Origin of the sequence: Lentzea flaviverrucosa, from assembly GCF_003350445.1 — a bacterium.
Lineage (GTDB): Bacteria > Actinomycetota > Actinomycetes > Mycobacteriales > Pseudonocardiaceae > Lentzea > Lentzea californiensis.
The window spans coordinates 15,698-40,849 of record NZ_QQAU01000016.1; the positions used below are offsets into that span (position 1 = coordinate 15,698).

Consider the following 25,152-nt stretch of genomic DNA (forward strand, 5'->3'; position numbering starts at 1 on the left):
ACGGTGCCCACAGGCCCGCACGACCGGTGGCCGGCCACGGCGCTTCACGGTGTGCTCGGACTGTCGGGGTCCGGTCGTACTCTGCTCCGCACGACAGAGATGCGCCGAACAGACGCGGCGCGGCAAGGAGCAGCCTGTGGACGCAGCAAGCACGGCAGCCTGGATCGCGGCGGCGGTCGCCGGGGGCGCGGCGTTCATCGCGCTGATCGCCGCCAACTACTCCAGGCGCCAAGCGGCAGCCGCCGAGACGCAGGCAGCCATCCTGCTCGCCGATCGAGAGGACCGAGGTCGGCAGGAGCAGCGGGACGCCGTACTGGAGTTGCTGCGCACCGGGCGAACCTACGCGGGGTCGATCAACGGCCTGATCCTCTTCATGGGCGTGATCGCGGACCAGATCGAACTCACCAACTCAGACACGTGGAAAGCCTTCGAGCGCGCCAAAGACCCGTACACGAAGGCGTTGCTCCACGCGCGCTACACGGTCGAGGCACCCGAGATCTCCGCCGTGATCGACGACCTGGAGATGGTCGGCACGAAGATGACCGAACGCACTACCAAACTGCTCCAGAGCAAGCGTGACGCGCGCGGGCACGCGGCGACGAAGGACATCGTGGACGCGACCGTCATCCCGAACGCGACCAACGAACTGTTGGACCAGCTGGAAAAGCTCGCCGATCAGCATCTCAAGAAGCCCGGCAACGCACGCTGACACGGCACATCAGCGACAGCACGCCGGACACCACGGCCAGCGAGGTCGCATCGAGCCGATCAGCGGCGCGCAGGCCGCCCCGCAATCCGCGAAGTGCATGGGGACGCCCCGGAAGTCGATGACGCGGCTCTCCGGGCCGACGAGGTGCGTCAGGTGGCGGAACACACCGATCGCGGGCCGGGCCGGACCCTCCACGTCAGCGCGGCCCGTGGCCCCGCGCCAGACGCGGCGCAAGCCGGTCGCCGGGATGCGGCAACACCATGAACTCGTGCACGACGTCCGCGAGCGACCCGGCGAACTCCCACGTGATCGAGTTGTCCCGGTCGGTGCGGATGCCCAGCGCGTCGCCCTCGTCCTTGACTCGGAGCGAGTCCCTCCAGCCGCCTCCCCACGCATGGAAGCCGTCCAAGTAGTCGTGCCCCGGCTCCATCGGCAGGAACTTCCACCCACCGTCCTTCAAGTCGAGAAGGTGTTGCAGCACCGGATAGATCGCGACGAGCGAGGAGCCGGGAACGATCAGCGTCATGCCGCACGCTCGCTGATGGAACCGCGCGCAGCGGCAGGGTCGGGGGCCGTGACCGCCGCGCGCGGGGCTGGGAAACGAGCCAAGGAGTCAGCGCCGCAGCGCTCGCGAAGCTCGGCCACGGAGGTTTTGCCGGCCAACGCCGCCCGGACTCGGTCGACCTGGCGTCGGCGCAGCGTCTCGCGGCGCACGTGGTGCCCGCACCACACGCAGGTGGCTACGGCGACGGCACCGAGCAAGGCGAGGATGACGACCATGCGCAGACCATAGAAACGCCTGGTCAGCGCGGATTAACAGCTAGTTAAAACCGGGCCGGTTTCACCCGGTCGGAGCGATGCCCATCCGCCACGCCAGACCGCGAAGATCACGGCCGCCCGCGTCACGCCGCGCCTGCCGGAGCAGGTCCGCCACCGCCTCGCGCAAGAACACGTCACCGCGGATGTGCTGCGGCGCGAGCTGCTCGGCCTTCAGCACCAAGTTCAAGCCGGACGCGGTCGACTTCTTATCGGACAACAACGCCCGGCCCACGTTCGCGAAGAACACCGCGCGCCGGGCCGGGGACGGGATCGTGTCGATGTGCACGCTGCGCGCGTCCTCCGCGACCTTCGCGCCGTCGCCGAACTCCAGCCCGAGCGTCGTCCGCCAGATGCCGACGTTCGTGCGGCCGAACCACACTTGCGCGAAGTCGCCGACCTCGGTGTCCAGCCGACCAGCGACCGCGTCCGCTTCGCCGAGGTGCGTCATCGCCGTGTCCCGGTCGTCCTGAGCGGCGGCGGCGAGCGCGGCCGACAGGTGCAGTTGGCCATAGGCCTGCACCACCTCGGGGTCGTCCAGGCCCGACACCAACGTGTCGGCCTTCGCCACCGCGCGCTCGTACTGCTTCGCCCTGTTCAAAGAGCCGGTCGTGACGCCGCGCAACCACGTCGTATAGCCGCTCCACGGCGACGAGCCCAGCTCATCGGCGCACTGCTGGGCGCGGATCGCGGCCATCAGCGTCAGGCCGTCGCTGCCCAGGATCTTCGCGACCCACGTCGCCGACGAGTAGCAACGGGTCAACGCCAGCAGCACGTCCGGGCGGTGCTGCGGGTCGCGCAAGTAGAGGGCGTGCAACTCGCGCAGCAGGCCGGGAAGCATCTCGCCCTGCGTCACGTAGTCAGCGGTGATCTGCATCAGGTGGACCAGGCGGTCCACGTCGGCGGCCACGGCCGGCCAATCCCTCACCTCGCCACCGGGATCATCGCCCAGCTCGAACGCGTCGAGCGACGCGGCCAGCGCGACAAGGTCAGGATGGGCCTCGCTGCCCCGTGACGTCGGCTGATCCCACGGCCTACCGGTCAGCTCGGCGGGCGAGACGCGCAAGGCCTGGGCCAGCGACTCCAGCGTCTGGCGACGGGCGACCGGCCGCAGACCGCGCTCCAGCATGCTCAGGTAGGCGGGTGTGATCCCGGCGAGCCCGGCGACGGCCGTCAGGGACAGGCGCCGCCAGGAGCGGACCTCTCGCAGGCGGCGGCCGATGTGGGCGTCCTCGATGTCCATCCGCGCCTCCCCTCGTCACTTCCAAGGGTAACCGGGTCGGCTCGGAGCATCATCGGTGCGCAGTTCGTCTGCACAGGATGAAGTTCGGCTGATGCGCACCGGAACCACGGCCGGTCCCATCGGTGTCGCTGATCAGCCTCCACTGGGCCCACAAGACCTACAAGTGAGACGGCGTCGCGACGGCCCCGTTCGGCGGGTAGGCCGTCAGCAGTGGGCCGTCAGCGCACAGAACCGCAGGTAGAGCGGTATGTGCGCAGCGGCCAGCGCAGCCGGACGGCGCCGCAGAAGTTCCTGTGAAGGTATCTAAGTTCGAAACTAATCCCAGAAACTACTGGTGCGTTAATGTGCGTTAAAGAGAGTTGGTGTGCGTTAGAGATACTAAATGAGCGTTTAGAAACCTGGGTTAGTCGGCTGGAACGACAGACCGTGTCGGCAACCATGACAGTTATAAGTGCAACGGTGCGATGATGTCGCCCCGGCAACGGGCGCCGGTACTCATGGGACGCGTACCGCACCTCACCTGCAAGAACCTGCTATCAAACGGTATCCACTCTTTCAGGTGATAACTCAAAGTGATCAAAGTAGATTCACTCGGGCCAGTTGACGATCCGAGGTGACACGGCACATCTCGATCGTCTAGATTCGTCCTCCTAGAGCGCGTGCCGGACGTCGAGGCCAGCCTGCGCCACACGGCAAAAGGACGCAGGATGGCAAGCTCACCACCCACGCTGCACGCATTCATCGACGAGTCCGGTCAGCGCTCGAAGTCCAAGGCTTCGAGCGACCACTTCGTCATGTCTGCCGTGATCATCGGGGACGAGGATCTACCCACGTCAGCGGCGGTCCTCGACCAGCTCCGGACGGCCCTCGGTCGACGGCCCGGAGATGCGCTGCACTGGAACCAGATCAAGGCACACTCCCAGCGCCTGCACCTCGCCAAGACCTTGGGCGCTCAGCCGTGGCTGACGGCCTCCAGCGTCGTCGTGGCCAAGCGCCACCTCGACGGCGGCGACATGAACGACGACCAGGTGTACTGCTACACGCTCCGCTACCTGCTCGAACGCCTGTCATGGTTCGCGCGTTCCCAGGGTCGCGTCCTGGACTACACGCTGGCACACGTCGTGCGCTTCAAGCTCGCGACGCTGCGCGAGTACGAGGCGAAGCTGCGGTCGTCCTACGGGTGCCAGATCGATTGGGCGTACCTCGACCCGAGCGGCGGCAAGCTCAACCAGCCCGGAACGCTCGAACAGCTCCAGCTCGCGGACGCCGTGGCATCCGCGACGGCGGCGGCGTTCAACGTCGACTCCTTCGGCAACACCGAGACCCGGTACCTCACCGAACTGGCACCCCGCCTGTACCGACGCGGGAACGCGCCTCTGACGTCCTACGGCCTGAAGATGCATCCGTGGCGTGACAGCACAAAGGCCGCGTACCCGTGGGCAGCGGCCTTGTGAAGCGCGTCAGCCGCCTTTGCCGCCCTGTCGGCGGGTGCCCATGTTTCCATCAGCAGACGACTATCCACGCAGGTCACAAGTGTAGGGTCACCCGATCGTGACCACAACCGCACAGTCGAACATGTGTTCGATTTTGACCCCCGAATCGTTGTGAATTGAGCGATAGTTCGGCTTATTGCGAACTTGTCTGCAAGCGTCTGAACAGGGCAGATGCCGGATGAGGTGATGTCGTTCGAGCATCCGTTCGACAACATCGCCTCTTCGGTTGTTAAGACTGGCCGGCCAGCATCACGCCACGATTCAGCCCGACTGCTGCTCCTGCCGCTGGACGATGTTGCGGACCGCCATCGCCGACCAGGCCGCCGCCCTGCGCGGCTTGTGCCCCTCCGCGTCCAGCGTGGACGCGATCACGCGGTACGACGCCCCGGACTCGCGCAACTCCACGATCCTGCGGACGGCGGCCTGCTCGGTCGGCTCCGGCGCGGCGTCACGCTCGCGCCCCTGACCCTGCCCGGCGAAGCCGTACGCGTACTCGCCGACCGCCTTGCGGCCGGTCTTGGCCTTCTCCTTGCGGCCGTCGCGCAAGCGCTTCACGACGGTCTTGCGGTCCAACTCGGCGAAGACGCCCTGAACCTGGCGGATCGCGGTGCGCATGGGGTCGTCCGGGTCGTCCTGCTGGACTTCGCCGTCCTCGGCGGTGAACACGCTCGCGCCCTCGCGCCACACGAGCGCCAAGATCGCCTCCTGCACGGTGAGCGCGCGGGCGAGCCGGTCGAGCTTGCCGACCACGATGCCCTCGGCCTGAGCCGGGCGCCGGATCATCTGCACGGCGTCGGTGAGGCCGGGACGGTCGGGGGCGTCGTACTTGCCGGTGACCGCATCGGTGAACCACTCCACGATCTTGTGGCCGTTCGCCTTCGCCCACCGCTCGATGTCGGCGCGCTGGACGTCGAAGCCGTAGCCGTCGAGCTGACCGGTGGAGCTGACGCGGAGGTAACCGGCGAGGCGCATGTTCAGAGCCTAAACGCCCTGAACTGCGGTGTAAATATTTCCACAGAACTTTTTACGCTCGCGGGGCTCCAAGAGGTCTGGAGCGAGCGACGGCGGCAAGCCGAGCACCGCCTCCACGGCCGTGATCGCCCCCTCCAGCCGGTGCCGGTACTCCGCGCCCACCGGCAACTCGCCAGACTCGGCCGCCGCGAGCAACTCCCGAAGCTGATCGAGAAGCGCGGTTGCGTTGCGGCGGACCTCCGTCGCCGACAGACGCGGGGACCCTTGGCTCACTCCACACCCCAACCAGACGGGCCACCCGCACACCAACGGCACAACCAACCGCCCTCGATCCGGTGACCACCCCACACCGGACCCGCGAACGTGTCGCACAACGTGCAGACCGACCGGACGAGGTTGCCGCTGGAGTCCATGCTCCACTCCACGTCGTCCCGGACCGCGTCCCCGAAAACCGCCTCTGGTGCCTCCAGACCCGCAGCCTTGAGGTCGAACACGCTCAGGTGCGTCCGACGCTCACGCGCACGCTTGTGGCAGCCGGAACACACCCACAGATCGGACGGCCGGATATGCGCCACTGACCGGCCGTGCGAGGAATGACCGCAACGCGCACACGTCGCATGGCCCCATGCCGCGCTCTTGACGGCGAACGTCTCGCGGTACAGCTCCGCGTCCGGCACGTGCGAAATCGGCCGCGCCTTCATCTCCCTGGTCACGCTGCATCACCTCCGAACCACACGAACTCGGCCGCCGGGCCCGCCAACCGCAGCGCGCTCGTGTCGATCTCACGCGGCTCCGTCGTCGGCAGCACCCCGGACGGCAGCAGGTCCGGCTCTAGCCACGTCAGGCCGCCATCCGCTTTCCCAGCCTCGAAAATCGCCATGGCCCGATGATCACCCTCGCGAGGAACGGTTCTCGGCCGCCGCGCCGTCCAGCTCACGCAGCGCGTCACGGAGCAGCGCATCAGCAGCGAGCCGATCACGAACGCGGCGACGACCGACGCGACGCGCGTGACGCAGAAGCTCGCGGCCGGCCAGAGCCTCCAACTCGCGATCAGACGGCGTCGGCGCAGGCCAGCGGCCCCGCAGCTCGCTTCCCCGCTCAGACACGAGGCTCCTCCAGCAGCCGGAGGAGGTGGTCCGTATAGGGATCGGCCCCGTCTGCCCGTGCGGCAGCGAGAGCCACAGCGTCAAGACGATCGCGCCGCCGCCGCGTCCGGTCAGTGACACCACGCAAGCTCGCCCCCGCCGCCTCGTGCAACGCGACCTCCAACGCGAGCACCTCGCGCTCACCACGTCCTGTGCGAAGCGCGCGGGACAACCGCCTGCACATCGAACTCGTCGGCCGCACACGGCCCGCCTCTAGCCTGCTGACCGCCGTCCGGTCCGTCGCGAGCAGCTCCGCGAGGTCGACTTGCAGCAGCCCACCTGCGAGACGTTCACGACGAACGAGACGGCCAAACCCTGCGCGAAGTGCTTCGCGTTCGGCGCCGACGACCTCGCCGCGGTGAGGTGCCGAATCGGGCCTGGTGGTTGGCGTTGCGTCACCTCTTGGCATAGGTCCAGGCTGCGCCCCGAAGGCTCCAGGGCCAGCTAGCCACGCCGCACAGCCCTAAGTCGATCAAGGATCACCGCTGACCAGAGGGTGGGCAGAAGTGCAAGGACCTTATATATGGTGAGAGAGAGATTCAATATAAGAGGCTCACAGTGAGGGCGGGCCCGTGTACGGGCCCCTTGCGCTTCTGCCCACCCCCTGAGCAGTCAGAAGCCCCGCTACCCGGGATGGGTGGCGGGGCTTCTGACAGGTAGGCGGCTATGCCGTGATGCGGACGGGCGCGAGGAGTACCCGCCGGAGGTCTTCGGCGTAGTCGGGGGCGAGTCGCCACGTGCCGGAGTCGATCTCGAACTCGTTGGACTCGCTGACGGCCTCGACGACGCCGTCCTCGATGACGGCGAATTCCTCCAGGACGCGGCGCACCACGCGCCGGTCGAGGCCGATCTCTCGTGCGAGTGGCGCGAGCCGAGTGCTTCCCGCGTGCCCCTTGTCGGTCCCGTCCCATGCGACGGCGGCGAGACCCGCGAGGACCCGGTGCCGCTTCGCTGGCATCGAGTCGAGTGCAGCGCGGCGCGCGAGCGTGGTCACCTCGTCCTCGGTGAACCCGAGGGCGGTGAGCCCCCGGGCCAGACCTGCGAGCTGCTTGAGCAGGCGGCCCGCGCCCTCCACCGATGCCTCGCCGATGATCTCCATCTTGCCGACAGAGGACCGAGGCACGCTGGCCCGGCCGAGCCGTGCCACCTGGTCGGCGTCCTCGATCGCGTCCAGCACGTGGTCCGACAGCTCCACCTCGTGGTAGGCGGCCTGCCCAGAGAGCACGAACCGGGTCGCGAGCTGCTCGGCGTCGGCTCGCGCCCCGTTGTGGCGGTCTCGTGCCTTGCGGGCCGCCGCTCGCTGGTCGGTGCGGCTGGCGTCGGGCACCCGCACGTAGAGCCAGCGCTCGCCGAGCGCCTGGTGGAACGCGAGCTGCCGATCGATCTCGCCGGTGACGGCACTAATGATCGTGAGTCGTCCCTTCCAGTGGAGCTGGCCGGGAGCGTTGCCGCCGGGTGCTTGAACGTCGCGGGTGACCTCGCCGTCAAACACGCGGCGCAGCAGGGCGAACGTCTCGTCTTTGCCGCCGCGCTGCGCTCCGGCGAGCAGCGTGCTGAAGTCCGAGAACGTCACGATGCCGTGCTTTACGCGGGACAACAGCCCGGTCGGCTTGGGTACCTTCCCGATCTTGCCCCAGGTCAGCAAACCGCCGGGCGTGATCTCGTCGAGCTGCTCGACCTGCACGCCCTTGAGCAGCCGAACGACCTCGGTCTTGCCGCTGCTACTGGCGCCGACGACCTGAATCCACACAGGCTCTTGGTCGTCGTCGTCCACGGCGGTGACGGCCGCGCCGAGCGCGATCCAGAACGGCGCGAAGTCGTTGACGTGCAACCACTTCCGCAGTGCGGTGACCAGTTCGCACCGCAGCTCTGCCGGGTCGCCGACCGGGACGACCGTGATCCCGGCTGCGTCGGTCTCGTCGGTGCTCGACGTGACGCCGAAGAACTCGCGCGCCTCGTCCTCGGTCGTGCCGTTGATCGCGGCGTACGCCGCGATCTCGACAGGCGTCACGCGGAAGCCGTTGAGGTTCTCGCGGTCCTGTGGTGGCCACGGGGTGCGAGGTACCTGCACTCCCGCTCCCAAGCCGGATCGGATGGCGCTGGCCGCGCGGTCAGCCGGATGGTTGCCCTGACGCGCGGCGTCGGTGAGTGCGTTCTCGGCCTCGGTTTCGGTGAGCGCGCCGACTGCGACGAGCTGCCCGAGGGCGAACGCCGCCGAGTTGATCGCGTTGTTCTGCGTGCCGTCCGGGGCGGTGACGATCGCGTTGCACTCGGCGGTGACGACTGCGTGCACGTACGCGGCCACGCGGTCGTCACCAGCGGCGATGGGCAGCCGGGTCACGGTGGCACCGGCCTGCGGCACTTCGGCCGGCAAAGGCACCGGAGCGTCCAGCAGGTCGAGCACCCACTCCGGCACGTCCGCCAGCGGCGCGTCCACGGCGACCGCGTAGGCGCCCTTCGCCGATACCGAGGGAGGGGCGACAACCTGTCCTCCGGCGCCTCGGGTGTCCAGTCCGGGCCCGAGCTTGCCCGCGCTGTTGCGCCACTCGCGGCCGTCACGCCGTACGCGCTCCGGCCACTTGAAGCAGTAGTGCGTGCCGCCGCTGCCAGTGATCACGGTCCGCGTGATGGGCAGCGGCCCGTACGTGCGCTCCAACGCGGTCAACGTCGCGTCCCCGCCGTGGTCGGGGTCGATGTCGAGCACGAACAGGTCCGACTCTGGGCCGGTCGCGAGCCCGACCCCGGTGGACGGCGTTGCCGCCCACCACGCGGTGATCTGGTTCGCGTCGGTCGTCGCGGTGATCTGCCACTGACTCAGTCGCGGGTGCTTGCCTTCTGAGCCGCATTCCCGACCGCACGAGCACATGCCGTGATCGCTGACGTGGTGCAGGGGAACGACCCGCCATCCGCGTGCGGCGTAGTCCAGCGCGGCTCCCAATCGCTCGTTGCCGGGCGCCACCAGTGCCGCGCTCATCGCGCGTCCTCTCCGTGCGCGGCCAGGAAGGCCTGCCCACGCAGTGCCAGCGCGACGTCCCGCGCCACCTGGGACGGGACGACCGTGTTCGGCCCGAACGCGTTGCCCTCGCGTCCCAGCGCGGCGACTACTTCCGCCGTGATCTCGACGGTGGCGCCCTCGTACGGCACGGGGCGGCCCTTGTCATCGAGCGTCGGTTCCCAGCACAGGCGCGCTGAACCGAAGAATTCGAGCAGTTGCTTCGACTCGTACCGTCGCCGCAGGTCGGCTCTTTCGCTTACCATCGGATAGTCCAATCCCGGACACCCGCCCTTTTTTAACCGAGTTGTCTCGGCTAGAATCGAGGCAAGGTTCCTGTCCGTCACGTGGCTGAAACCTCAGGCCCCGCTCCCTCGGTGCGACCAACACCGAGACCAGGAGCGGGGTTCTTGCTTATGCGGCGCTGTTACCGTTCGCCGCCTCGTACTCGGCCAGCAGTCGGCGCGCGAGGGCCGCACGCGCCTGACCAGCGCGGCTAGCCCTGGTTGCTGCCTCTCGGCGCTGCTCGGCAGTGGTCCCGACCCAGCGGGCGCGTCCCGCTTCCGCTCGCTTCGCTCGCAGCTCGTCGCGGTCCATCGCGTTCTCCGTTCACTCCGGTGGATGCCGAAAAACTAGATCGAAATTTGCTCGATGTCGAGCAAATCCAGCAATGTTCGGGAGCCATTTTTATCCGGCGCATCAAGTTGCCAGAAAACCGCAGGTCAAAAGAATCGAACCGAATTAACTCGGCTATTCAAATAGGTGCGCCCCGGCCAGAACCGGCCGGGGCGCACCCTCGTCAGCTCCGTCGCCAGCGCTTCGGCGGCGGCCCCGGCACCGGCCGCACGTCCGCTACGGGCGCGGACGGCGGGGTGTCCAGCTCCGCCAGCTCGCGCAGCAGCCGCGCGCGCTTCTCGGCGACCTCGACGTCTTCCGCCAGTTCACGGCGTTCGCGGTCGGCACGAGCGTCAGCGGCCACCACGTCGCGCTCCCGTTCGGCTTTCGCGCGGCGGGTGACGATCGGCAGGGCCGCCGTGATCGCCGCGTCGGTGATCTGGACGCCGAGCTGCGTGACGACGTTCGCCGTCCGCACGTGCTGCCGGATCGTCGGCACGGTGAGCTGCACCGTGGCGCCGTCGAGGCGTCCGAGCAGAGAACCGTCGTCACCTGCGGTTACGGGCGCGAACCATGCGCCTAGCAAGTCGGCGAGCGTCGCCGAGAACGGAACCGCGGAGGCTTTGCCGGCCACGGCTTCGATGCTGGCCCGGAAGTCTCGATCGGACTCCTCGCCCATCCAGTCGGGACGGTCGCAGTGGCCGTAAGCGGCGTCCGGGCGGGCCTGCACCGGCGGGGTGTTCGCGCTGAAGAGGCTCACGCCGTCACCGCCTCTTCCAGATCCTCAGCCGCGTACTGGGCGGCCCTGGCGAGGACGCGTTCGCGGTCGCGTGCGCGGTCGGCGAGCACGCGCTCGCGCTCCGCCGGGGCCAGGAGGGCGAGGGAGGCGGCGACAGACGCCCGTGCGGCGAGGCGCCAGCGGGTACGGGCCTCAGCGGCGGCAGGGCTGTCGGTGCCGTGTTGGCGGACGACGGCGACGTAGGCGTCTCGTTCGGCGCGTGCGTGTGCGGCTTCGGGGATGTCGAACCTGATCCAGTGGCTCATGCTGCCTCCTCCGTACCGGACGCGACAGTGACCGGCGCGAGGATCGCGGCGATCCTGGCGCGCTGCTCGGAGGTCAGCGGCGGTGCGTCGGCGACGGCCGCACGGACAGCGGCCATATAGCGCTCTGAGCGGAATTCGGCCTGTGCCGCCTGGGTTTCCGGGTGGTTAGGGCCGAGTTCACGGGTGCGGGTCGCATAGCGCGACTGAGCCTGCCGAACTTCGGGGTTGCTGTGGGCCATCGGGTCCTCCGTGGACAGCCGAAAACGCCGCCCGAAGGAGCAGAAGCTCGTGGGACGGGATGCTCGGTGGTCAGCGGCCACCGGCCCGCATCCAGCGCATAAGCGCTGGTCGTGAACTGCAATCTATCAGGCCGTAGATCCGTTGTGCGCCAACGCGTTCAACGTGTTGAGGTCGATCCGGTCCAGACCGTTCGCCTCCAACGTGTCGAGCGTGGACGCGATGAGCGCCATCGAGACGCGCGAGTTGACCCCGCACCTTGGGCACTCGAACCGGTAGCCGGTGCGCGTCTGCTCGACCCCGCCGCGCTGACGCGCGTGGCCCAGCACGGCGTTGCCGATGCCGCCGTGCACGTGGGCGTACCAGGCTCCGTCCACGCGCGAGAACCGCTCGATCAGCTTGGAGTCATGACGTGCACCGCCGGTGCCTTCGCAGTGCACAGAGACCCACAGATCGCTCACGACTGGGCCTCACGCTTGCGGAAGTCCACAAAGACGCGCGGCGGCGGCTCGTCCGCCGAGTACTTCGGCGGCCTGCCGTTGCGGCCAGAGCCGACGCGGATCGTCGCCAGTGTGGTGATCAGCGCCTGGCGCATGGCGAGCGTCGTGCCAGGGTCCTCCCAGACCTCCACCGGGTCACGGCCGGTGCCGACGAAGCGCGCGACGATGTCCGCGCGGCCAGCGTCCGTGACGATCCGGTCGATCTCGCCGAGACGCTCGTTGACGGCGTCACGCGCGGCCTCGACTTCGTCCCGTGTGCGCTGCCCCAAGGCTTCGAGCCGGGCCATGTCCCGCAGCCGCTCGCGCATCGCGGCCCCCTCGTCCCGCAGCGCGGCGAGGTCGACACCTTGGGCGCGCACCTGCACGAGGTCGATCGCGTCGGGCTGCCGGAGCCGCTCCAGGATCACGGCCTCCACGAAGTCCTCCACGGCGTCCGCGCGGCGGCACACGTGGGTGAGCGCGGGGCAGAACAGGTTGCGGGACTTGTTGTTGGTCTTGTTGCGCAGCACCAGGCCGCACCCGTCCACGGCGCACACGGCGATGCCGGAGAGCAAGTGCTTGCGCGTGCAGCCTTTGTAATGCTTGCGGCGGACGGGGTCCTTGAGCTTCGACACGGCCGCGCGCCACACGGCCTCGTCCACGGCGGCAGGCCAGACGGCCTTGCCCACAATCTCGTGGAACTGGGAGCGCTGCTGCTGGCCGTGCTCGTTGAGCACCGGCCGTCCGTCCTCGTCGCGGGCTAGCCAGCGGACACCGCGTAGGGCCGCGTTGCGAGGGTTGAGCAGCAACGCGCGCATGGAGGACGTCTTCCACGTGTTGCCGCGCGCCGTGGAAGCGTTGCGCTCATTGAACAAGCGGCAGATCTCGCCGAGCGTGGCGCCGCTGTTGAACCGGTCGTACGCCTCCGCTACGAGCGCGGCCTCTTCAGGCTCCAGGTGCAGCCCGTCCTTGGTGTAGCCGAACGCCCGGACACCCCCGCTCGGCTTGCCCGCTTCGGCGCTCTGCTGGAATTTCGAGGCCGCCCGCTGGGACTTCCGCTCGATCTCGGCCCTGGCGACGGAGGCGAGGATCCGGGCGTTCTGCCGACCATCCACAGTGGACAGGTCGAGATCCCCGCACACGGTCGCGAGCTTCACGCCGTGCATCTCGCAGGCGTTGATGATCTCTTCCATCTCGATGATTTGCCTGGTCAGCCGGTCGATCGCCCAGATGACGATCACGTCGATCTCGTGGCTGGCGATGAGTTCGAGCAGCCGATCGAAGCCGGGGCGCCGCCCCTTCGTCGCGGACCGGTTGTTCTCGGTGATCACGTCCGCCACGGCCCAGTTCCGGCGCTCACACAGGGCGCGGCACTCGGCCTCTTGGCGCTCGACACCGAGCCCTTCACCGGTCGAATCCTGCGATATCCGCAGGTAGAGGCATGCGCGGAGTGTTTTGGCTCTGAGGCTTCTGGGCGGCATGAAATCAAGGTACTCTGCGTGAGTACCGAGAACCGTGGTGCGGCACCTTGAGCACCTCGGCGCTCAGGTCCCGCTCCCCCAGCAACGCCGCCTGGCCGGCCAGTTCCACGTCGCCGGTGAGCAACACCCGGCCGGCCCTCGTGTGCGCTCTGAGCACGAGCGAGTAGTCGTTCACCGTCGTGTTCTCGGCCTCGGCGATCGGCGGCCGCCGCGGTCCCATCACCTCCAACTCCAGTCCTGGCAGGGCGAACCGCTCGCCCGCCTTCGGCTCCACGACCCGCACACCATGAGCGCGAGCCCGTTCGCCGACCTCCCTCCACGCCCACGCGGGCTCCTTGAGCGGCCCGACCGCGACCGCCCCCACCGCACGCCCGGCGAGCACGGCGTCGAGACCGCCGACGTGGTCCGCGTGCAGGTGCGTCAACACCACCAGCGGAATCCGCTTGATCCCCAACGTCTTCAGACACCGGTCGACCGCACCGGGATCAGGCCCGGTGTCGACCAGCACCGCCGTGTCGGCGTCGTCGGTCGCGAGGACCAGCGCGTCGCCCTGACCCACGTCGCAGCTGACGACCTTCCACCCGTCGGGCGGCCAGACCGGCGCCACGACCCTCAACGGCACCAGCACCACGAACCCGCCGACGAGCACCGCGACGACCAACGTCCGCGTCTTCTTGAACCGCAGCAACAACACGACCACCGCGGTCACCACCGTCAGCGCGACCGCCCCGCCCCAGCCGTCCGGCCAGCCGACCGCCGCGCCAGGCACGGCCGACGCCTGCCGCCCGACCGTGATCAACCAACTCACGGCGGGCCCAGCGACATGGGTGACCACCTCGGCCACCTGAGGCGAGAACGGCGCGAAAACCGCCGCCACCACACCCAGCACCGTCGCCGGCGCGACCACCGGCCCAGCCACGAGGTTGGCCAGCACCGACACCAGGCTCACCTGCCCGGAGAGTCCGGCCACCACCGGAGCCGTGGCCAGACTCGCGGCCATCGGCACGACGATCGCCTCGGCCAACCCGTTCGGCACACCACGCCGTTTGAGCGCCCGCGCCCACTTCGGCGCGACGAGCACCAACGCCGCCGTCGCCACCACGGACAACGCGAACCCCGGATCACCACCCAGCGCCGGATCGTGCAACACCAGGACGAGCACCGCCGTCGCCAGGCTCGGCACCGCGGACCGTTGCCGCCCCAGCACCAACGCCAGCAAGGCAACGGCACCCATGACAGCGGCCCTGAGCACGCTCGGCTCCGGCCCGGCCAGGACGACGAACCCGACCAGCGCCGCCAGGGCGGCAAAGGCCGCCGGACGTGGGCCGAGACGTCTGGTGAGCAGGTAGACCGCTCCGCAGACGATGGCCAGGTTCGCCCCGCTCACCGCGAGCAGGTGGGCGAGGCCGGCGGTCCGGAACTCCTCCACGATGCGCGGCACCATCTGCTCGGTGTCGCCCACCACGAGGGCCGGCAAGAGCCCGGCTTCCTCGTCGCCGAGGACTTCGCTGGCCTCTCTCAGGCCGTCGCGCAGTTCGTCGGCCCAGGTCTGCCAGACCGGCGCCGGCAGCGGGTTTTGCGGCGGCCCGCGCACTCTTAGCAACGCCGACGCCAGGTCGCCGCCCCTGGACGGCGCGAGGGTGCCTTTGACCGTGACCTTCTGACCCGGCAAGAGATCTCGCCACTTGTCCGCCGGAGCCAGCAGCACCAGCTGGGCGCCGTTGGCCGTCGCTCTGATCACGACGTTCTCCACGCCTGCCTGCGTTCCGCCGAAACCCGCGGCCCGGATTCCCTTCGGTCTGGTGGTGAGTTCGACGGTGAGGGTGGTGCTGCGGCCTTCGTCAGCGGCCAGGCGGAGTGGGTGGGACTCGGCTCGCAGGACGGTGCCGCCCACCCAGGCCGCGGCGACCGGGCCGGAGATCAGGAGGGCTATCGCGCAGGTCCTGTTCCACCAGGATCTTCGCCATGCCAGCAGGCCGACGGCTCCTGCTGCCAGGCCGGTGAGCACTGCCACCTGCCAGCTCAGGAAGAGACCGGCCACGGCGGTGGCCCAGACTGCCGCGGCCGCTGGGACCAGGCGGTAGTCGTGGGCTACCGGGTGTTTGCGGGCCATCTGGGCCTCCCCTGTCCGGTGGGAGGTCTTGGGTCATGGGTGGGGCTGCCTTGGCGTGGCTGCGGACGCTTTGGGGTGCCGTGTGGGAGGGATTGCGGCTGCGCTTGGGGATGCCTGGCTGCGGGGTGGTGCCAGGCGGTGTCGATGCGCGGGTGTCGGGTGGTGCGGACTGAGGGCATGGCTGACTCCGATCGGTGACGGGAAGTGGCTTCCGGGCTGGGACCGCGGCTCAGAACGCAGGCGAATGCAGGCCAGTAGTGCCTGGCCGTGGTGAAGAAGGTTGGAGGTGTGCGCCCGTTTTGTTGGTACAGCTGAGGTTCAGGGCTGGTGCACGGTTGCGGCGCACATGCGGCACTGCCGCTGCGTGGCGACGGGCGGAGAAGCGAGCGGAACGTGTGGAGCCGCGTGCGGTGGTGGGGCGGCGCCGAGGAAGCGGCCAGCAAGTGGCGGCGAGCGATGCAGGGGGAAGGCGAGGGCCAATGGGCGGGGTAGGCGGTTGTGGTCGGTTGGGAAACGGGATGGGCTGGTCAGCTGGAGGTACTGGGCCCTGGAGCGGTGATAGAGGGCCAGGGCCTTCGCGGCGAGGGTCATGTGTGGACCAGGTCGGCCAGCTTGGCGAGCTTCGATTCGCCGATGCCCTCCACGTCGCGGAGTTGGTCCACCGAGGCGAACGGGCCCTTGCGGGTGCGGTGGTCGACGATGCGTTGAGCCGTCACCGGGCCCACTCCGGGGAGGCCGTCCAGTTCGGTGGCGCTGGCGGAGTTCAGGTTCAGCTTCGGCTGGGACCCGCCGGCCTGGGCCGCGCCTGCCTGGAGCGGGGGTGGGATGCCCACCGCTATCTGTTCGCCGTCGGTGAGTTTGCGGGCCAGGTTCAGGTTGTGGAGGTTCGTGCCCGGCTTCATGCCTCCGGCGAGACGGATGGCGTCGGCCACCCGGGCGCCTGACGGTGCTGTGACCAGGCCTGGGGTGGCCACCTCGCCGACCACGTCCACGACCAGTTCGGGGGCCGGGGCCGTGGTGCTCACCAGAGCCAGGTCCGGGGCCGGTTCGGCGGCGGGGCTCTGCCACCAGCTGCCCAGGCCTATCACCGTGCACGCCACGGCCACGCCTAGGGCGAGCAGGCCGCGGCGCGGGAGGCGTGGCAGGCGGAAGCGGCGGCGGGGCGAGCCGTGTTCGTCCGAGTCCTCTGATCGTGCGTAGACCAGGGTCGGGTCGGCTCTCACCTTGTCGGCCAGCGCGGCCAGGCGTTCGGTCGGGAGGGAGTCCTGGTGGGAGCGGGGGAACATGCGAGGGACGTTACGGAGCGGGGTGGGTGGGGAGGTGGGGTGAGCTCCGGGGCTGTGGATTACTCGCGGGTTGTGGACAGGTCGCGATCACTCGGGCTTCGGGGACGGGGAATTGTCGGGGGTCTGTGGGAGGCTGTCGGGTCCTCCCGGCAGCACCACGACGCCCAGCACGCCTGGGCCCGTGTGCGCGCCGATCACCGCGCCCACCTCCGAGATCACGCATCCCGTCGACCCGGGCAGCCGTTCGTCCAGGCGGGTCGCCAACTCGGCGGCACGTTCGGGAGCGGCCAGGTGGTGCACGGCCAGTCCGACGGGACCATCGCCCGCCGCAGCCGCCGCCAGGTCGACCAGACGGCCCACCGCGCGGCTGATCGTGCGCACCTTCTCCAGTGGGACGATCCGGCCGTCGTCCATGTGCAGCAACGGTTTCACGGCCAGCGCCGTGCCCACCAGCGCCGCCGCCGTACCGATCCGGCCGCCCCGGCGCAGGTGGTCCAGCGTCTCGAGGCAGAAGAACATCCGCGTCTGGTGAGCAGCCGAGGAAGCAGCGGCCTCGACTTCGGCGGGTGAGTGCCCTGCGGCCACGGCAGCACAGGCGCGCAACACCGAGAACCCGAGCCCCATGCCCGTCGACCGCGAGTCGACCACACGAATCTGAGAAGGACCGACCTCTTCCGCCGCCAGCCGCGCGGCCTCCCACGTTCCGGACAGCTCACGAGAGAGATGCACGGACACGACCGCATCTGACGACGACAGGGCCTCGCGGTACACGGCGGCCATCTCGCCAGGCGTGGGACGTGAGGTGGTGACCCGGCGGTGCTCGGCGAGGGCACTGGCCAGTTCGAAAGGACCGAAGTCGACGCCGTCGAGGCGTCCGGCACCGTCCACCGCGACGTGCAGCGGCACCACGGTGATCGCATGGCGCTTCGCGAACCCCTCGGGCAGGTATGCCGTGGAGTCGGTGACGATGGAGATGCGCACGAGCGACGAGCCTACGGGGCTCACTCCTCCGAGGGACTCAACGCCACGGACGAGATCAATGCGGCCATCGCCTTGCCCACGAGCTCGTGGCCCTCCCAGCCCCAGTGCATCCCGTCCGGGTTCCCTGCACCGGACCGCACGTGCTCCCCGATCACGGCGGGCAGGTTCAGCAACGGCACGTCCGCACCCGCGGCCCAGCCACGCACGGCCGCAACCGCAGCCGCGTGCCCCTGATGGGCATACGCGTACGTAGCCGCGCGATGCACCGACGGCACGATCCCGACCGCCGGCATCGTGTACTGGAGGTTGCGCACGGACTGCAGCATGTCCCGCAGATAGCGCGCGGTCAGCGCGGGAGGCAGCGACGCCCGCGTATAAGGCGCCAACCGGGGCTGCACGAACTGATAGCGCGCACGCACCCACCGCCGCAGCCAGTCCGGCCGCACATAACGCAGCCCCTCGCGCAGGTACGTAGGCAACGGCGAGGGCAGCGTGTCCATGCTGCCCACCGCGAACACCAGCACGTCCGTACGGGGCAGCAGCGACCAGATCCGCGGATCCCCGGTCAACGCCCACCAGGCGTCCCGCGCCGTCCAGCCGAACCCGGCCGCCAGCTCCGCCGAACCACCCAGCGCCTCGGCACAGATGTTGTGCCAGAGCTGTGGATGATCAGCGGGCAGCGGACCGGAAGGCCCGAAGAACGACAGCGAGTCCCCGAGGACGAGCAGTCTCAACGCGTGGTGCCCGCGTTGTAGGACGACAGCCGCCACCGGTCGTTGCGGCGGGTGAACACCGTCCAGTGGCAGTTCGAGATGCCGCCGAGCTGCGACCAGCTCTCCACCGGCAGCTCGAGCAATCGCCCGGTCAAGGCGCTGATCAGGCCACCGTGCGCGCAGAGCAGGACCGTCTCGGAGAACTCCGCGTCGACCTCGTGCACGACCTGGATGGCCCGCTCGGCCACCTCGACGCGCGACTCGCCTTCGGGCGGCGTGTAGGTCGGGTCGGTGCGCCACACGGTGATGGCGCCCGGCCACTCCTGCTCCACCTCGGCGGTGGTCAGGCCCTGCCACTTGCCCAGGTGGGTCTCGCGCAGCCGTTCGTCGATCCGCAGCGGAACGTCCGTCGACGACGTGAACACCCCTGCGGTGTTGCGCGCCCGTTGCAGGTCGGAGGCGACCACCATCTCCGGTTCGAACCCGGCGAGCACCGGCACGGCGAACCTGGCCTGGTTCAAGCCGGTCTCGGTGAGCGCCGAGTCCAGATGACCCTGCAGACGACCGGTCGCGTTGTAGTCGGTCTCACCGTGCCGCCACAGCACGAGCCGGCTCAGGGCCATCAGCTACCTCATTCAGCCGTGGACTCGGCGGGGACGTCCGCTTCGAACTCGATGCGCGGGCAGTCCTTCCACAGCCGCTCCAGGCCGTAGAAGCTGCGCTCCTCCGTGTGCTGGACGTGCACCACGACGTCCACGAAGTCCAGCAGCACCCAACGGCCCTCGCGGGCCCCTTCGCGGCGCACCGGCTTCGTGCCGGCCTCCCGCAGCTTCTCCTCGATGTTGTCGACGATCGCGCCGACCTGCCGCTCGTTGTTAGCGGACGCGATCACGAACACGTCGGTGATCACGAGCTGGTCGGAGACGTCGAGCACCGTCACGTCGTGCGCCTTCTTGTCGGCCGCTGCGTTCGCCGCGACCAGCGCCAGCCGTCGTGCCTCGTCGGTGGCTGCCACGTCACTCCTCTGACTTCCGGCAGGCGTCGATACGCCCACACGAGTTACTGAGGGTACCGGCGCGCGCCAACGGGTACTTCACACCCACGCATGACGAAGGCCACCTCAGCGCCCTGAGGTGGCCTTCACCGGTGCCGAAGCCTTAGAGCGGGCGGACCTGCTGGGCCTGCGGGCCCTTCTGGCCCTGTCCGACCTCGAACTCGACCTTCTGGTTCTCCTCGAGCGAACGGAAACCCTTCGACTGGATCTCCGAGTAGTGCACGAAGACGTCGGCCGAGCCGTCGTCGGGCGCGATGAAGCCGAAGCCCTTTTCGGCGTTGAACCACTTCACGGTGCCAGTAGCCAAAGTCTTGCCTTCCACGAACCAGCAACAACCCGCTGATTGTTGCTCCCCGAGCGCTCCAATGCACGCAAAATCCACTCGAACGTGGTTACGACTCGGAGTACAGGCCTGTTTTTGCGATGTATTGGACGACACCGTCGGGGACCAGGTACCAAACGGGCTGTCCGGATGCAGTACGCGCGCGGCATCCGGTCGAAGAGATCGCCATGGCGGGGACCTCGACGAGCGACACCGAGCCGGGCGGAAGGTGGCGGTCGTTCAGCGTGTAGCCCGGACGGGTGACGCCGATGAAGTGGGCGAGCTCGAACGCGTCCGCCGCGCGCTTCCACGACAGGATCTGCTCCAGCGCGTCCGCGCCGGTGATGAAGAACAGGTCGGCGTCCGGGTACTGCTTCTTGAGGTCTGAGAGCGTGTCCACGGTGTACGTGGGGCCGTCGCGGTCGATGTCGACCCTGCTGACCGAGAAGCGGGGGTTCGAGGCCGTGGCGATGACCGTCATCAGGTAGCGGTCCTCGGGGGCGGAGACCTCCCGCGACGCCTTCTGCCAGGGCTGACCCGTCGGCACGAAGATCACGCGGTCCAGGTCGAACCTGGCCTGCACCTCGCTGGCGGCCACGAGGTGGCCGTGGTGGATGGGATCGAACGTGCCACCCATGACGCCGATGCGCATCAAAACAGCGTAGACCGGCGTCGGGCCGCTCCCGTGGCCCAACGCCGGTCGTGCTGATCACACCGCACGGCTCAGGGGGAGGACGAGCCGTTCGGGTCGCGGCTCACCCCGAAGCAAAGCCGCGCGCACAGGAGGAACGCACGGACCGCTCCCCCATTACGCGACTGGCCCAAGATTTTTCTCACCAGGCCACGACGAGCCTCAGCGGGCCCCTGACCAGGGAACCCTTGCGGAACTCGACGGGCTCGGCGAGCCGCAAGCCGGGCATGCGGCGCAGCAGCGTGCCCAGCGCGACCTGCAGTTCCATCCGCGCGAGCTGCGACCCGAGGCAGAAGTGGATGCCGTGCCCGAACTGCAGGTGCTGGCCGACCTCACGCTCCAGGTCCAGCTCGGCGCCGTTGGCGTACATCGCCTCGTCGCGGTTCGCCGACGACGCGACCACCAGCACGGTGTCGCCTTCCTTCACCAGCGCGTTGCCGACCTGGACGTCCTCGGTCGCGATGCGGGGGAAGCCGGCGCCACTGCCCAGCGGGATGAACCGCAGCAGCTCCTCGATGGCGTTCGGGAGCTTGTCGGGGGACTCACGCAGGCTCTTCATGGCGTCCGGGTGCTCGAACAGCGTCACGACGCTGTTGGCGAGCATGTTCGCCGTCGTCTCGTGGCCCGCGACCAGCAACGTGATGCCGAACCGGACGAGTTCGTCCTCGCTCAGCCGGTCCTCGTTGTCCCGCGCGGCGACGAGCGCGCTGATCAGATCGTCCATGGGGCGCGCACGGCGTTTCGCGACGAGTTCGGTGAAGTAGGCGTACAGCTTCGCCACGCCGTCCATCGCCTCTTCCGGCGTGTGGCCACCGATCGTGGACAACGCCTGGTTCGACCACCTGCGGAAGTCCTCGCGGTCCTCGAACGGCACGCCGAGCAGCTCGCAGATGATCGTGATCGGGAACGGCGTGCTGAAGCCCTCGACCAGGTCACCGGGGTTGTCCAGGCGGTCGAGCAGGTCGTCGGTGATCTGCTGGGCACGCGGCCGCAGTTCCTCGATCCGGCGCACCGTGAACGCCTTGGACACCAGCCTGCGCATGCGCGAGTGGTCCGCACCGTCGTGCGTGAGGATCGACCCGCCCGGTGCGATGAGGGGCTGCATCCGCGGCACGTCCTAGCCGACCGTGCGCGCACGGCTGAACCGCGGGTCGCCCAGGACGAACTTCGTCTCTTCATAGGACGTGACGAGCCAACCCTCGCCGCCGTACGGGTACGTCACGCGCGAGACGGGCTCATCGCGCCGTAACCGTTCATAGGTCGGATCGAGGGTCAGGCCGTCGGTTTCGGAGAACGGATAGGTGGGAGCCATGTCTCCGAACGTAGAGCTACGCCTTCGGCCGTGTGTGTCCTTCGCCCCATACGACCCATTTAGAGGACGTCAGCTCAGTCAGGCCCATCGGACCGCGTGCGTGCAGCTTCTGCGTGGAGATGCCGATCTCCGCGCCCATGCCGAACTCCGCGCCGTCGGTGAAGGCCGTGGAGGCGTTGACGAACACCGCCGCCGCGTCCACACGGGCCGTGAACCTGCGTGCTGCCGTGACGTCGTTCGTGACGATCGCCTCGCTGTGGCCGGAGCCGTACGTCGCGATGTGCTTCACGGCTTCGTCCAGCGAGCCGACGACCTTCGCCGCGATGTCGAGGCTCAGGTACTCGGTGCCCCAGTCGTCGTCGTTGGCGGCGACCACGTCGGACTCCTGAGCGAACTGCTCGTCGCCGTGGATGGTCACGTTCTCCTGCTGCAGCGCCTTGGTGATGCGCGGCACGAACTCCGCCGCGACGTCCTTGTGCACCAGCAGGGACTCCGCCGCGTTGCACACGCTCGTGCGCCGCGTCTTGGCGTTGAGGACGATCGCCTCGGCCATGTCGAGGTCGGCGTGCGCGTCCACGTACACGTGGCAGTTGCCGATGCCGGTCTCGATCGTGGGAACCGTCGCCTGCTCGACCACGGCGTTGATCAGTCCGGAGCCGCCGCGGGGGATGACCAGGTCCACCAGGCCGCGCGCGGTGATGAGGTGGGTGACGGACGCGCGGTCGTGGCACGGCAGGAGCTGCGCGCAGTCCGCCGGCAGGTTCACGCTTTCGAGTGCGTCGCGCAGGACGGCGACGAGCGTCGTGTTGGAGTGCTCGGCGGTCGAGGAACCCCGCAGCAGCGCGGCGTTGCCCGACTTCAGCGCGAGACCGGCGGCGTCGACCGTGACGTTCGGGCGGCCCTCGTAGACCATGCCGACGACGCCCATCGGGACGCGCACCTGCTTGAGCTCCAGCCCGTTCGGGAGGATGCCGCCGGTGATCACCTGACCGACCGGGTCCGGAAGGCCCGCAACGGTTTCGAGGCCCGTGGCGACGCTGTCGATGCGGGCTTCGGTGAGCGTGAGCCGGTCCAGGATGTTGTCCGGGAGACCTGCTGCCCTGCCGGCTTCGAGGTCCTTCTGGTTGGCCTCGATGATCTCTGGCGCGCGCTTGCGGAGCGCGGCGGCCATCTCGAGCAGCGCGGTGTCCTTGCGCTCACGGGTGGCGAGGACGAGTTCGTCGGCGGCGACACGGGCGCGGCGAGCTGCCGCGTGCACCTGATCGCGCAGGTCATCAGTCACACCGCACAGCTTACGACCTGCGACAATCACAATTGTCAGAGTGGCCTGGCAAGCTTGCGCCTCATGGACGACATCGCGTTGCGAGGACTGGCGGAGGAACGGCTCCGGGCACTGGCGGGCCCTGGGGCGGTGCTGCGCGAGGACCAGTGGACCGCGATCCACACCCTCGTGGCCCAGCGGCGCAGAGCGCTCGTCGTCCAGCGCACGGGCTGGGGCAAGTCGGCCGTGTACTTCATCGCGACGGCGTTGCTGCGTCAGCTCGGTGAGGGCCCCACGGTCATCGTGTCGCCGTTGCTCGCGTTGATGCGCAACCAGATCGACGCGGCGGCGCGGGCGGGCGTGCACGCGGTGACGATCAACTCGGCGAACCCCGGCGAGTGGGACACCGTGCAGGAGCAGGTCGCGGCCGGCGAGGTCGACGTGCTCCTGGTGAGTCCGGAGCGGCTGAACAACCCTGATTTCCGCGATGCGGTGCTGCCGTCGCTGACGGCGTCGGCGGGCATGCTCGTCGTCGACGAGGCCCACTGCATCTCGGACTGGGGTCACGACTTCCGGCCGGACTACCGCAGGCTGCGGACGTTGCTGACGGAGCTGCCACCGGGCGTGCCGGTGCTGGCGACGACGGCGACGGCCAACAACAGGGTGGTCCACGACGTCACCGAGCAGCTGGGGCTCGGCGCCGACGAGGGCACGCTGGTGCTGCGCGGGCCGCTGGACCGCGACAGCCTGCGGCTGTCGGTCGCGTTGCTGCCGACCGCGGAGTCACGCCTCGGATGGCTCGCCGAGCAGCTCGACCGCATGCCTGGTTCCGGGATCATCTACACGCTCACGGTGGCGGCGGCGGACGACATCGCGGCGTTCCTCTCCTCGCGCGGGTTCGCGGTGGCCGCGTATTCGGGCAAGACCGAACCCTCGGAGCGTGAGCGCGCTGAGGAAGACCTGCTGAACAACAAGGTCAAGGCGCTCGTCGCCACCTCCGCCCTCGGCATGGGGTTCGACAAGCCGGACCTGGGGTTCGTCGTGCACGTGGGCGCCCCGTCCTCCCCGATCGCGTACTACCAGCAGATCGGCCGTGCGGGCCGCGGTGTCGAACGGGCCGAGGTGGTCCTGCTGCCGGGCCACGAGGACAAGGACATCTGGGCGTACTTCGCGTCGCTGGCGTTCCCGCCCGAGGTGGTCGTGCGGCAGGTGCTGTCCGCGCTCGACGGCGCGGGCAGGCCTCTCTCGACGGCGGCGCTGGAGCCGATGGTCGAGCTGTCCCGCGGCAGGCTCGAGGTGGTGCTGAAGGTGCTGGACGTCGACGGCGCGGTCCGGCGCGTGCGCGGCGGCTGGGAGTCGACGGGCCGGCCGTGGGAGTACGACGGCGAGCGGTACGCGCGCATCGCCCAGGCGCGCAAGGCCGAGCAGCAGGTGATGATCGAGTACCTGCGGACCGACGCGTGCCGGATGAAGTTCCTGCAGGACCAGCTCGACGACCCGACCTCGCACGAGTGCGGCCGCTGCGACAACTGCACCGGCGAGCGGCTGTCTGTCGAGGTGTCCGAGGTGGCGGCGGAAGCGGCTCGCGAACGGTTGCTGCGTCCCGGCCTGGACGTGGCGCCGCGCAAGATGTGGCCCACCGGCATGAGCGCCATCGGTGTCCCGTTGTCCGGCAAGATCCCCGCGACCGAGGTGGCGGCCACGGGACGGGCGCTCGGCAGGCTCACCGACATCGGCTGGGGCAACCGGCTGCGCGACCTGCTCGCGGACGGTGCCGACCGCGAGATCCCGGACGACGTGTTCGCGGCGTGCGTGAAGGTGCTGACGGCGTGGAACTGGGACGAACGGCCGGTCGGCGTGGTGACGGTCGGTTCGCGGCGGCGTCCAGAGCTCGTCGGCAGCTTCGGGCACAAGATCGCGGCGATCGGCCGGCTGCCGTTCCTGGGCACCGTGTGGCTCGGCGAGTCGACGCACCGGGCCAACAGCGCGCAGCGGCTGGCCGGGCTCGTGCGGGCCGGTGAGACACCGGATGTGTCCGGTGTGGACGGTCCGGTCCTGCTGGTGGACGACCACATCGACACCGGGTGGACCATGACGGTGGCGGCTCGGATGCTCAGGAAGGAGGGGGTGTCCGCCGTGCTGCCGTTCGCGCTGGCGGTGACGAACTGACGGTGCCGAACTGACGGTGCCGGA

29 protein-coding genes are annotated in these 25,152 nt (G+C 69.1%); 3 read left to right on the forward strand and 26 right to left on the reverse strand.

The window, feature by feature from the left end; translation table 11 throughout:
* The first annotated feature begins 136 nt into the window (after nt 1-136).
* Entirely contained in the window at nt 137-709 is a 573-nt protein-coding gene (locus DFR72_RS36720) for a hypothetical protein (protein WP_090071102.1), read from the forward strand.
* Between the two features lie 196 nt (nt 710-905).
* Here the strand turns inward: DFR72_RS36720 and DFR72_RS36725 are convergent, their stop codons facing one another.
* The 3 genes from DFR72_RS36725 to DFR72_RS36735 all read right to left on the reverse strand — a co-directional run bounded on the left by DFR72_RS36725 (nt 906) and on the right by DFR72_RS36735 (nt 2,768).
* The gene (locus DFR72_RS36725) at nt 906-1,235 is read right to left on the reverse strand and encodes a hypothetical protein (protein WP_090071105.1); all 330 of its coding nucleotides are present in this window, start codon (nt 1,233-1,235) and stop codon (nt 906-908) included.
* Nucleotides 1,232-1,489, reverse strand: a complete 258-nt coding sequence (locus tag DFR72_RS36730) for a hypothetical protein (protein ID WP_090071107.1) — start codon at nt 1,487-1,489, stop codon at nt 1,232-1,234. The genes DFR72_RS36725 and DFR72_RS36730 overlap by 4 nt, the downstream gene beginning before the upstream one ends.
* Before the next feature lie 61 nt (nt 1,490-1,550).
* Entirely contained in the window at nt 1,551-2,768 is a 1,218-nt protein-coding gene (locus DFR72_RS36735; protein ID WP_090071109.1) for a helix-turn-helix domain-containing protein, read from the reverse strand.
* A gap of 707 nt (nt 2,769-3,475) precedes the next feature.
* On the opposite strand from DFR72_RS36735, the gene DFR72_RS36740 reads away from it, so the two are divergent.
* Nucleotides 3,476-4,222: a DUF3800 domain-containing protein gene (locus DFR72_RS36740; RefSeq protein WP_090071111.1), complete on the forward strand. Its 747-nt coding sequence runs from the start codon at nt 3,476-3,478 to the stop codon at nt 4,220-4,222.
* Nucleotides 4,223-4,522: 300 nt separating this feature from the next.
* Here the strand turns inward: DFR72_RS36740 and DFR72_RS36745 are convergent, their stop codons facing one another.
* From DFR72_RS36745 to DFR72_RS36840, 23 genes are all read right to left on the reverse strand, one after another.
* Nucleotides 4,523-5,233, reverse strand: a complete 711-nt coding sequence (locus DFR72_RS36745) for a recombinase family protein (RefSeq protein WP_090071113.1) — start codon at nt 5,231-5,233, stop codon at nt 4,523-4,525.
* 9 nt (nt 5,234-5,242) lie between these two features.
* Nucleotides 5,243-5,506 (reverse strand): hypothetical protein, encoded by a 264-nt coding sequence (locus tag DFR72_RS36750; RefSeq protein WP_090071115.1) that lies wholly within the window; start codon nt 5,504-5,506, stop codon nt 5,243-5,245.
* On the reverse strand, nt 5,503-5,946 hold the full coding sequence (locus tag DFR72_RS36755; RefSeq protein ID WP_090071117.1) for a hypothetical protein: 444 nt from the start codon (nt 5,944-5,946) through the stop codon (nt 5,503-5,505). The genes DFR72_RS36750 and DFR72_RS36755 overlap by 4 nt, the downstream gene beginning before the upstream one ends.
* The gene (locus DFR72_RS45980) at nt 5,943-6,113 is read right to left on the reverse strand and encodes a hypothetical protein (RefSeq protein ID WP_170176573.1); all 171 of its coding nucleotides are present in this window, start codon (nt 6,111-6,113) and stop codon (nt 5,943-5,945) included. The genes DFR72_RS36755 and DFR72_RS45980 overlap by 4 nt, the downstream gene beginning before the upstream one ends.
* Before the next feature lie 218 nt (nt 6,114-6,331).
* Nucleotides 6,332-6,787 carry a helix-turn-helix domain-containing protein gene (locus DFR72_RS48005; RefSeq protein ID WP_090071119.1) on the reverse strand — a complete coding sequence of 152 codons (456 nt, stop codon included), beginning with the start codon at nt 6,785-6,787 and terminating at the stop codon, nt 6,332-6,334.
* Nucleotides 6,788-7,042: 255 nt separating this feature from the next.
* Nucleotides 7,043-9,352, reverse strand: a complete 2,310-nt coding sequence (locus tag DFR72_RS36765; RefSeq protein ID WP_090071121.1) for a bifunctional DNA primase/polymerase — start codon at nt 9,350-9,352, stop codon at nt 7,043-7,045.
* A complete protein-coding gene (locus tag DFR72_RS36770; RefSeq protein WP_090071123.1) occupies nt 9,349-9,636 on the reverse strand; it encodes a hypothetical protein in 288 nt (95 codons plus the stop codon). The genes DFR72_RS36765 and DFR72_RS36770 overlap by 4 nt, the downstream gene beginning before the upstream one ends.
* A 533-nt stretch (nt 9,637-10,169) precedes the next feature.
* The gene (locus DFR72_RS45985; RefSeq protein ID WP_090071125.1) at nt 10,170-10,745 is read right to left on the reverse strand and encodes a hypothetical protein; all 576 of its coding nucleotides are present in this window, start codon (nt 10,743-10,745) and stop codon (nt 10,170-10,172) included.
* A complete protein-coding gene (locus DFR72_RS36775; RefSeq protein WP_090071127.1) occupies nt 10,742-11,029 on the reverse strand; it encodes a hypothetical protein in 288 nt (95 codons plus the stop codon). The genes DFR72_RS45985 and DFR72_RS36775 overlap by 4 nt, the downstream gene beginning before the upstream one ends.
* Complete coding sequence (locus DFR72_RS36780; RefSeq protein WP_114773898.1) at nt 11,026-11,268, reverse strand: hypothetical protein; 243 nt, start codon at nt 11,266-11,268, stop codon at nt 11,026-11,028. Before DFR72_RS36780 ends, DFR72_RS36775 begins: the two co-directional genes overlap by 4 nt.
* Nucleotides 11,269-11,394: 126 nt before the next feature.
* The gene (locus DFR72_RS36785; protein ID WP_090071129.1) at nt 11,395-11,727 is read right to left on the reverse strand and encodes a hypothetical protein; all 333 of its coding nucleotides are present in this window, start codon (nt 11,725-11,727) and stop codon (nt 11,395-11,397) included.
* On the reverse strand, nt 11,724-13,226 hold the full coding sequence (locus DFR72_RS36790) for a recombinase family protein (RefSeq protein WP_090071131.1): 1,503 nt from the start codon (nt 13,224-13,226) through the stop codon (nt 11,724-11,726). The genes DFR72_RS36785 and DFR72_RS36790 overlap by 4 nt, the downstream gene beginning before the upstream one ends.
* A 4-nt stretch (nt 13,227-13,230) precedes the next feature.
* The gene (locus DFR72_RS36795) at nt 13,231-15,339 is read right to left on the reverse strand and encodes a ComEC/Rec2 family competence protein (RefSeq protein WP_090071133.1); all 2,109 of its coding nucleotides are present in this window, start codon (nt 15,337-15,339) and stop codon (nt 13,231-13,233) included.
* A gap of 587 nt (nt 15,340-15,926) precedes the next feature.
* Nucleotides 15,927-16,625 carry a ComEA family DNA-binding protein gene (locus DFR72_RS36800; protein ID WP_090071135.1) on the reverse strand — a complete coding sequence of 233 codons (699 nt, stop codon included), beginning with the start codon at nt 16,623-16,625 and terminating at the stop codon, nt 15,927-15,929.
* An 87-nt stretch (nt 16,626-16,712) separates the two neighbouring features.
* Nucleotides 16,713-17,606, reverse strand: coding sequence for a DegV family protein (locus DFR72_RS36805; RefSeq protein WP_090071468.1), 894 nt, complete (start codon nt 17,604-17,606; stop codon nt 16,713-16,715).
* A 20-nt stretch (nt 17,607-17,626) separates the two neighbouring features.
* Nucleotides 17,627-18,340: a diglucosylglycerate octanoyltransferase gene (octT, locus tag DFR72_RS36810; protein ID WP_090071137.1), complete on the reverse strand. Its 714-nt coding sequence runs from the start codon at nt 18,338-18,340 to the stop codon at nt 17,627-17,629.
* Nucleotides 18,337-18,942, reverse strand: coding sequence for a histidine phosphatase family protein (locus tag DFR72_RS36815; protein WP_090071139.1), 606 nt, complete (start codon nt 18,940-18,942; stop codon nt 18,337-18,339). The genes octT and DFR72_RS36815 overlap by 4 nt, the downstream gene beginning before the upstream one ends.
* An 8-nt stretch (nt 18,943-18,950) precedes the next feature.
* A complete protein-coding gene (rsfS, locus tag DFR72_RS36820; protein ID WP_090071141.1) occupies nt 18,951-19,334 on the reverse strand; it encodes a ribosome silencing factor in 384 nt (127 codons plus the stop codon).
* A 142-nt stretch (nt 19,335-19,476) separates the two neighbouring features.
* Nucleotides 19,477-19,680 (reverse strand): transcription antiterminator/RNA stability regulator CspE, encoded by a 204-nt coding sequence (gene cspE, locus DFR72_RS36825; RefSeq protein WP_030468099.1) that lies wholly within the window; start codon nt 19,678-19,680, stop codon nt 19,477-19,479.
* An 85-nt stretch (nt 19,681-19,765) separates the two neighbouring features.
* A complete protein-coding gene (gene nadD / locus DFR72_RS36830; protein WP_090071143.1) occupies nt 19,766-20,347 on the reverse strand; it encodes a nicotinate-nucleotide adenylyltransferase in 582 nt (193 codons plus the stop codon).
* 181 nt (nt 20,348-20,528) lie between these two features.
* Nucleotides 20,529-21,491 carry a cytochrome P450 gene (locus DFR72_RS36835; RefSeq protein ID WP_342768703.1) on the reverse strand — a complete coding sequence of 321 codons (963 nt, stop codon included), beginning with the start codon at nt 21,489-21,491 and terminating at the stop codon, nt 20,529-20,531.
* A gap of 12 nt (nt 21,492-21,503) precedes the next feature.
* On the reverse strand, nt 21,504-21,698 hold the full coding sequence (locus tag DFR72_RS47790) for a hypothetical protein (protein WP_342768704.1): 195 nt from the start codon (nt 21,696-21,698) through the stop codon (nt 21,504-21,506).
* Between the two features lie 16 nt (nt 21,699-21,714).
* Entirely contained in the window at nt 21,715-23,013 is a 1,299-nt protein-coding gene (locus tag DFR72_RS36840; RefSeq protein WP_211335667.1) for a glutamate-5-semialdehyde dehydrogenase, read from the reverse strand.
* A 30-nt stretch (nt 23,014-23,043) separates the two neighbouring features.
* Between DFR72_RS36840 and DFR72_RS36845 the strand changes: the two genes are divergently transcribed.
* Nucleotides 23,044-25,128 (forward strand): RecQ family ATP-dependent DNA helicase, encoded by a 2,085-nt coding sequence (locus DFR72_RS36845; RefSeq protein ID WP_090071146.1) that lies wholly within the window; start codon nt 23,044-23,046, stop codon nt 25,126-25,128.
* Nucleotides 25,129-25,152: the final 24 nt, after the last annotated feature.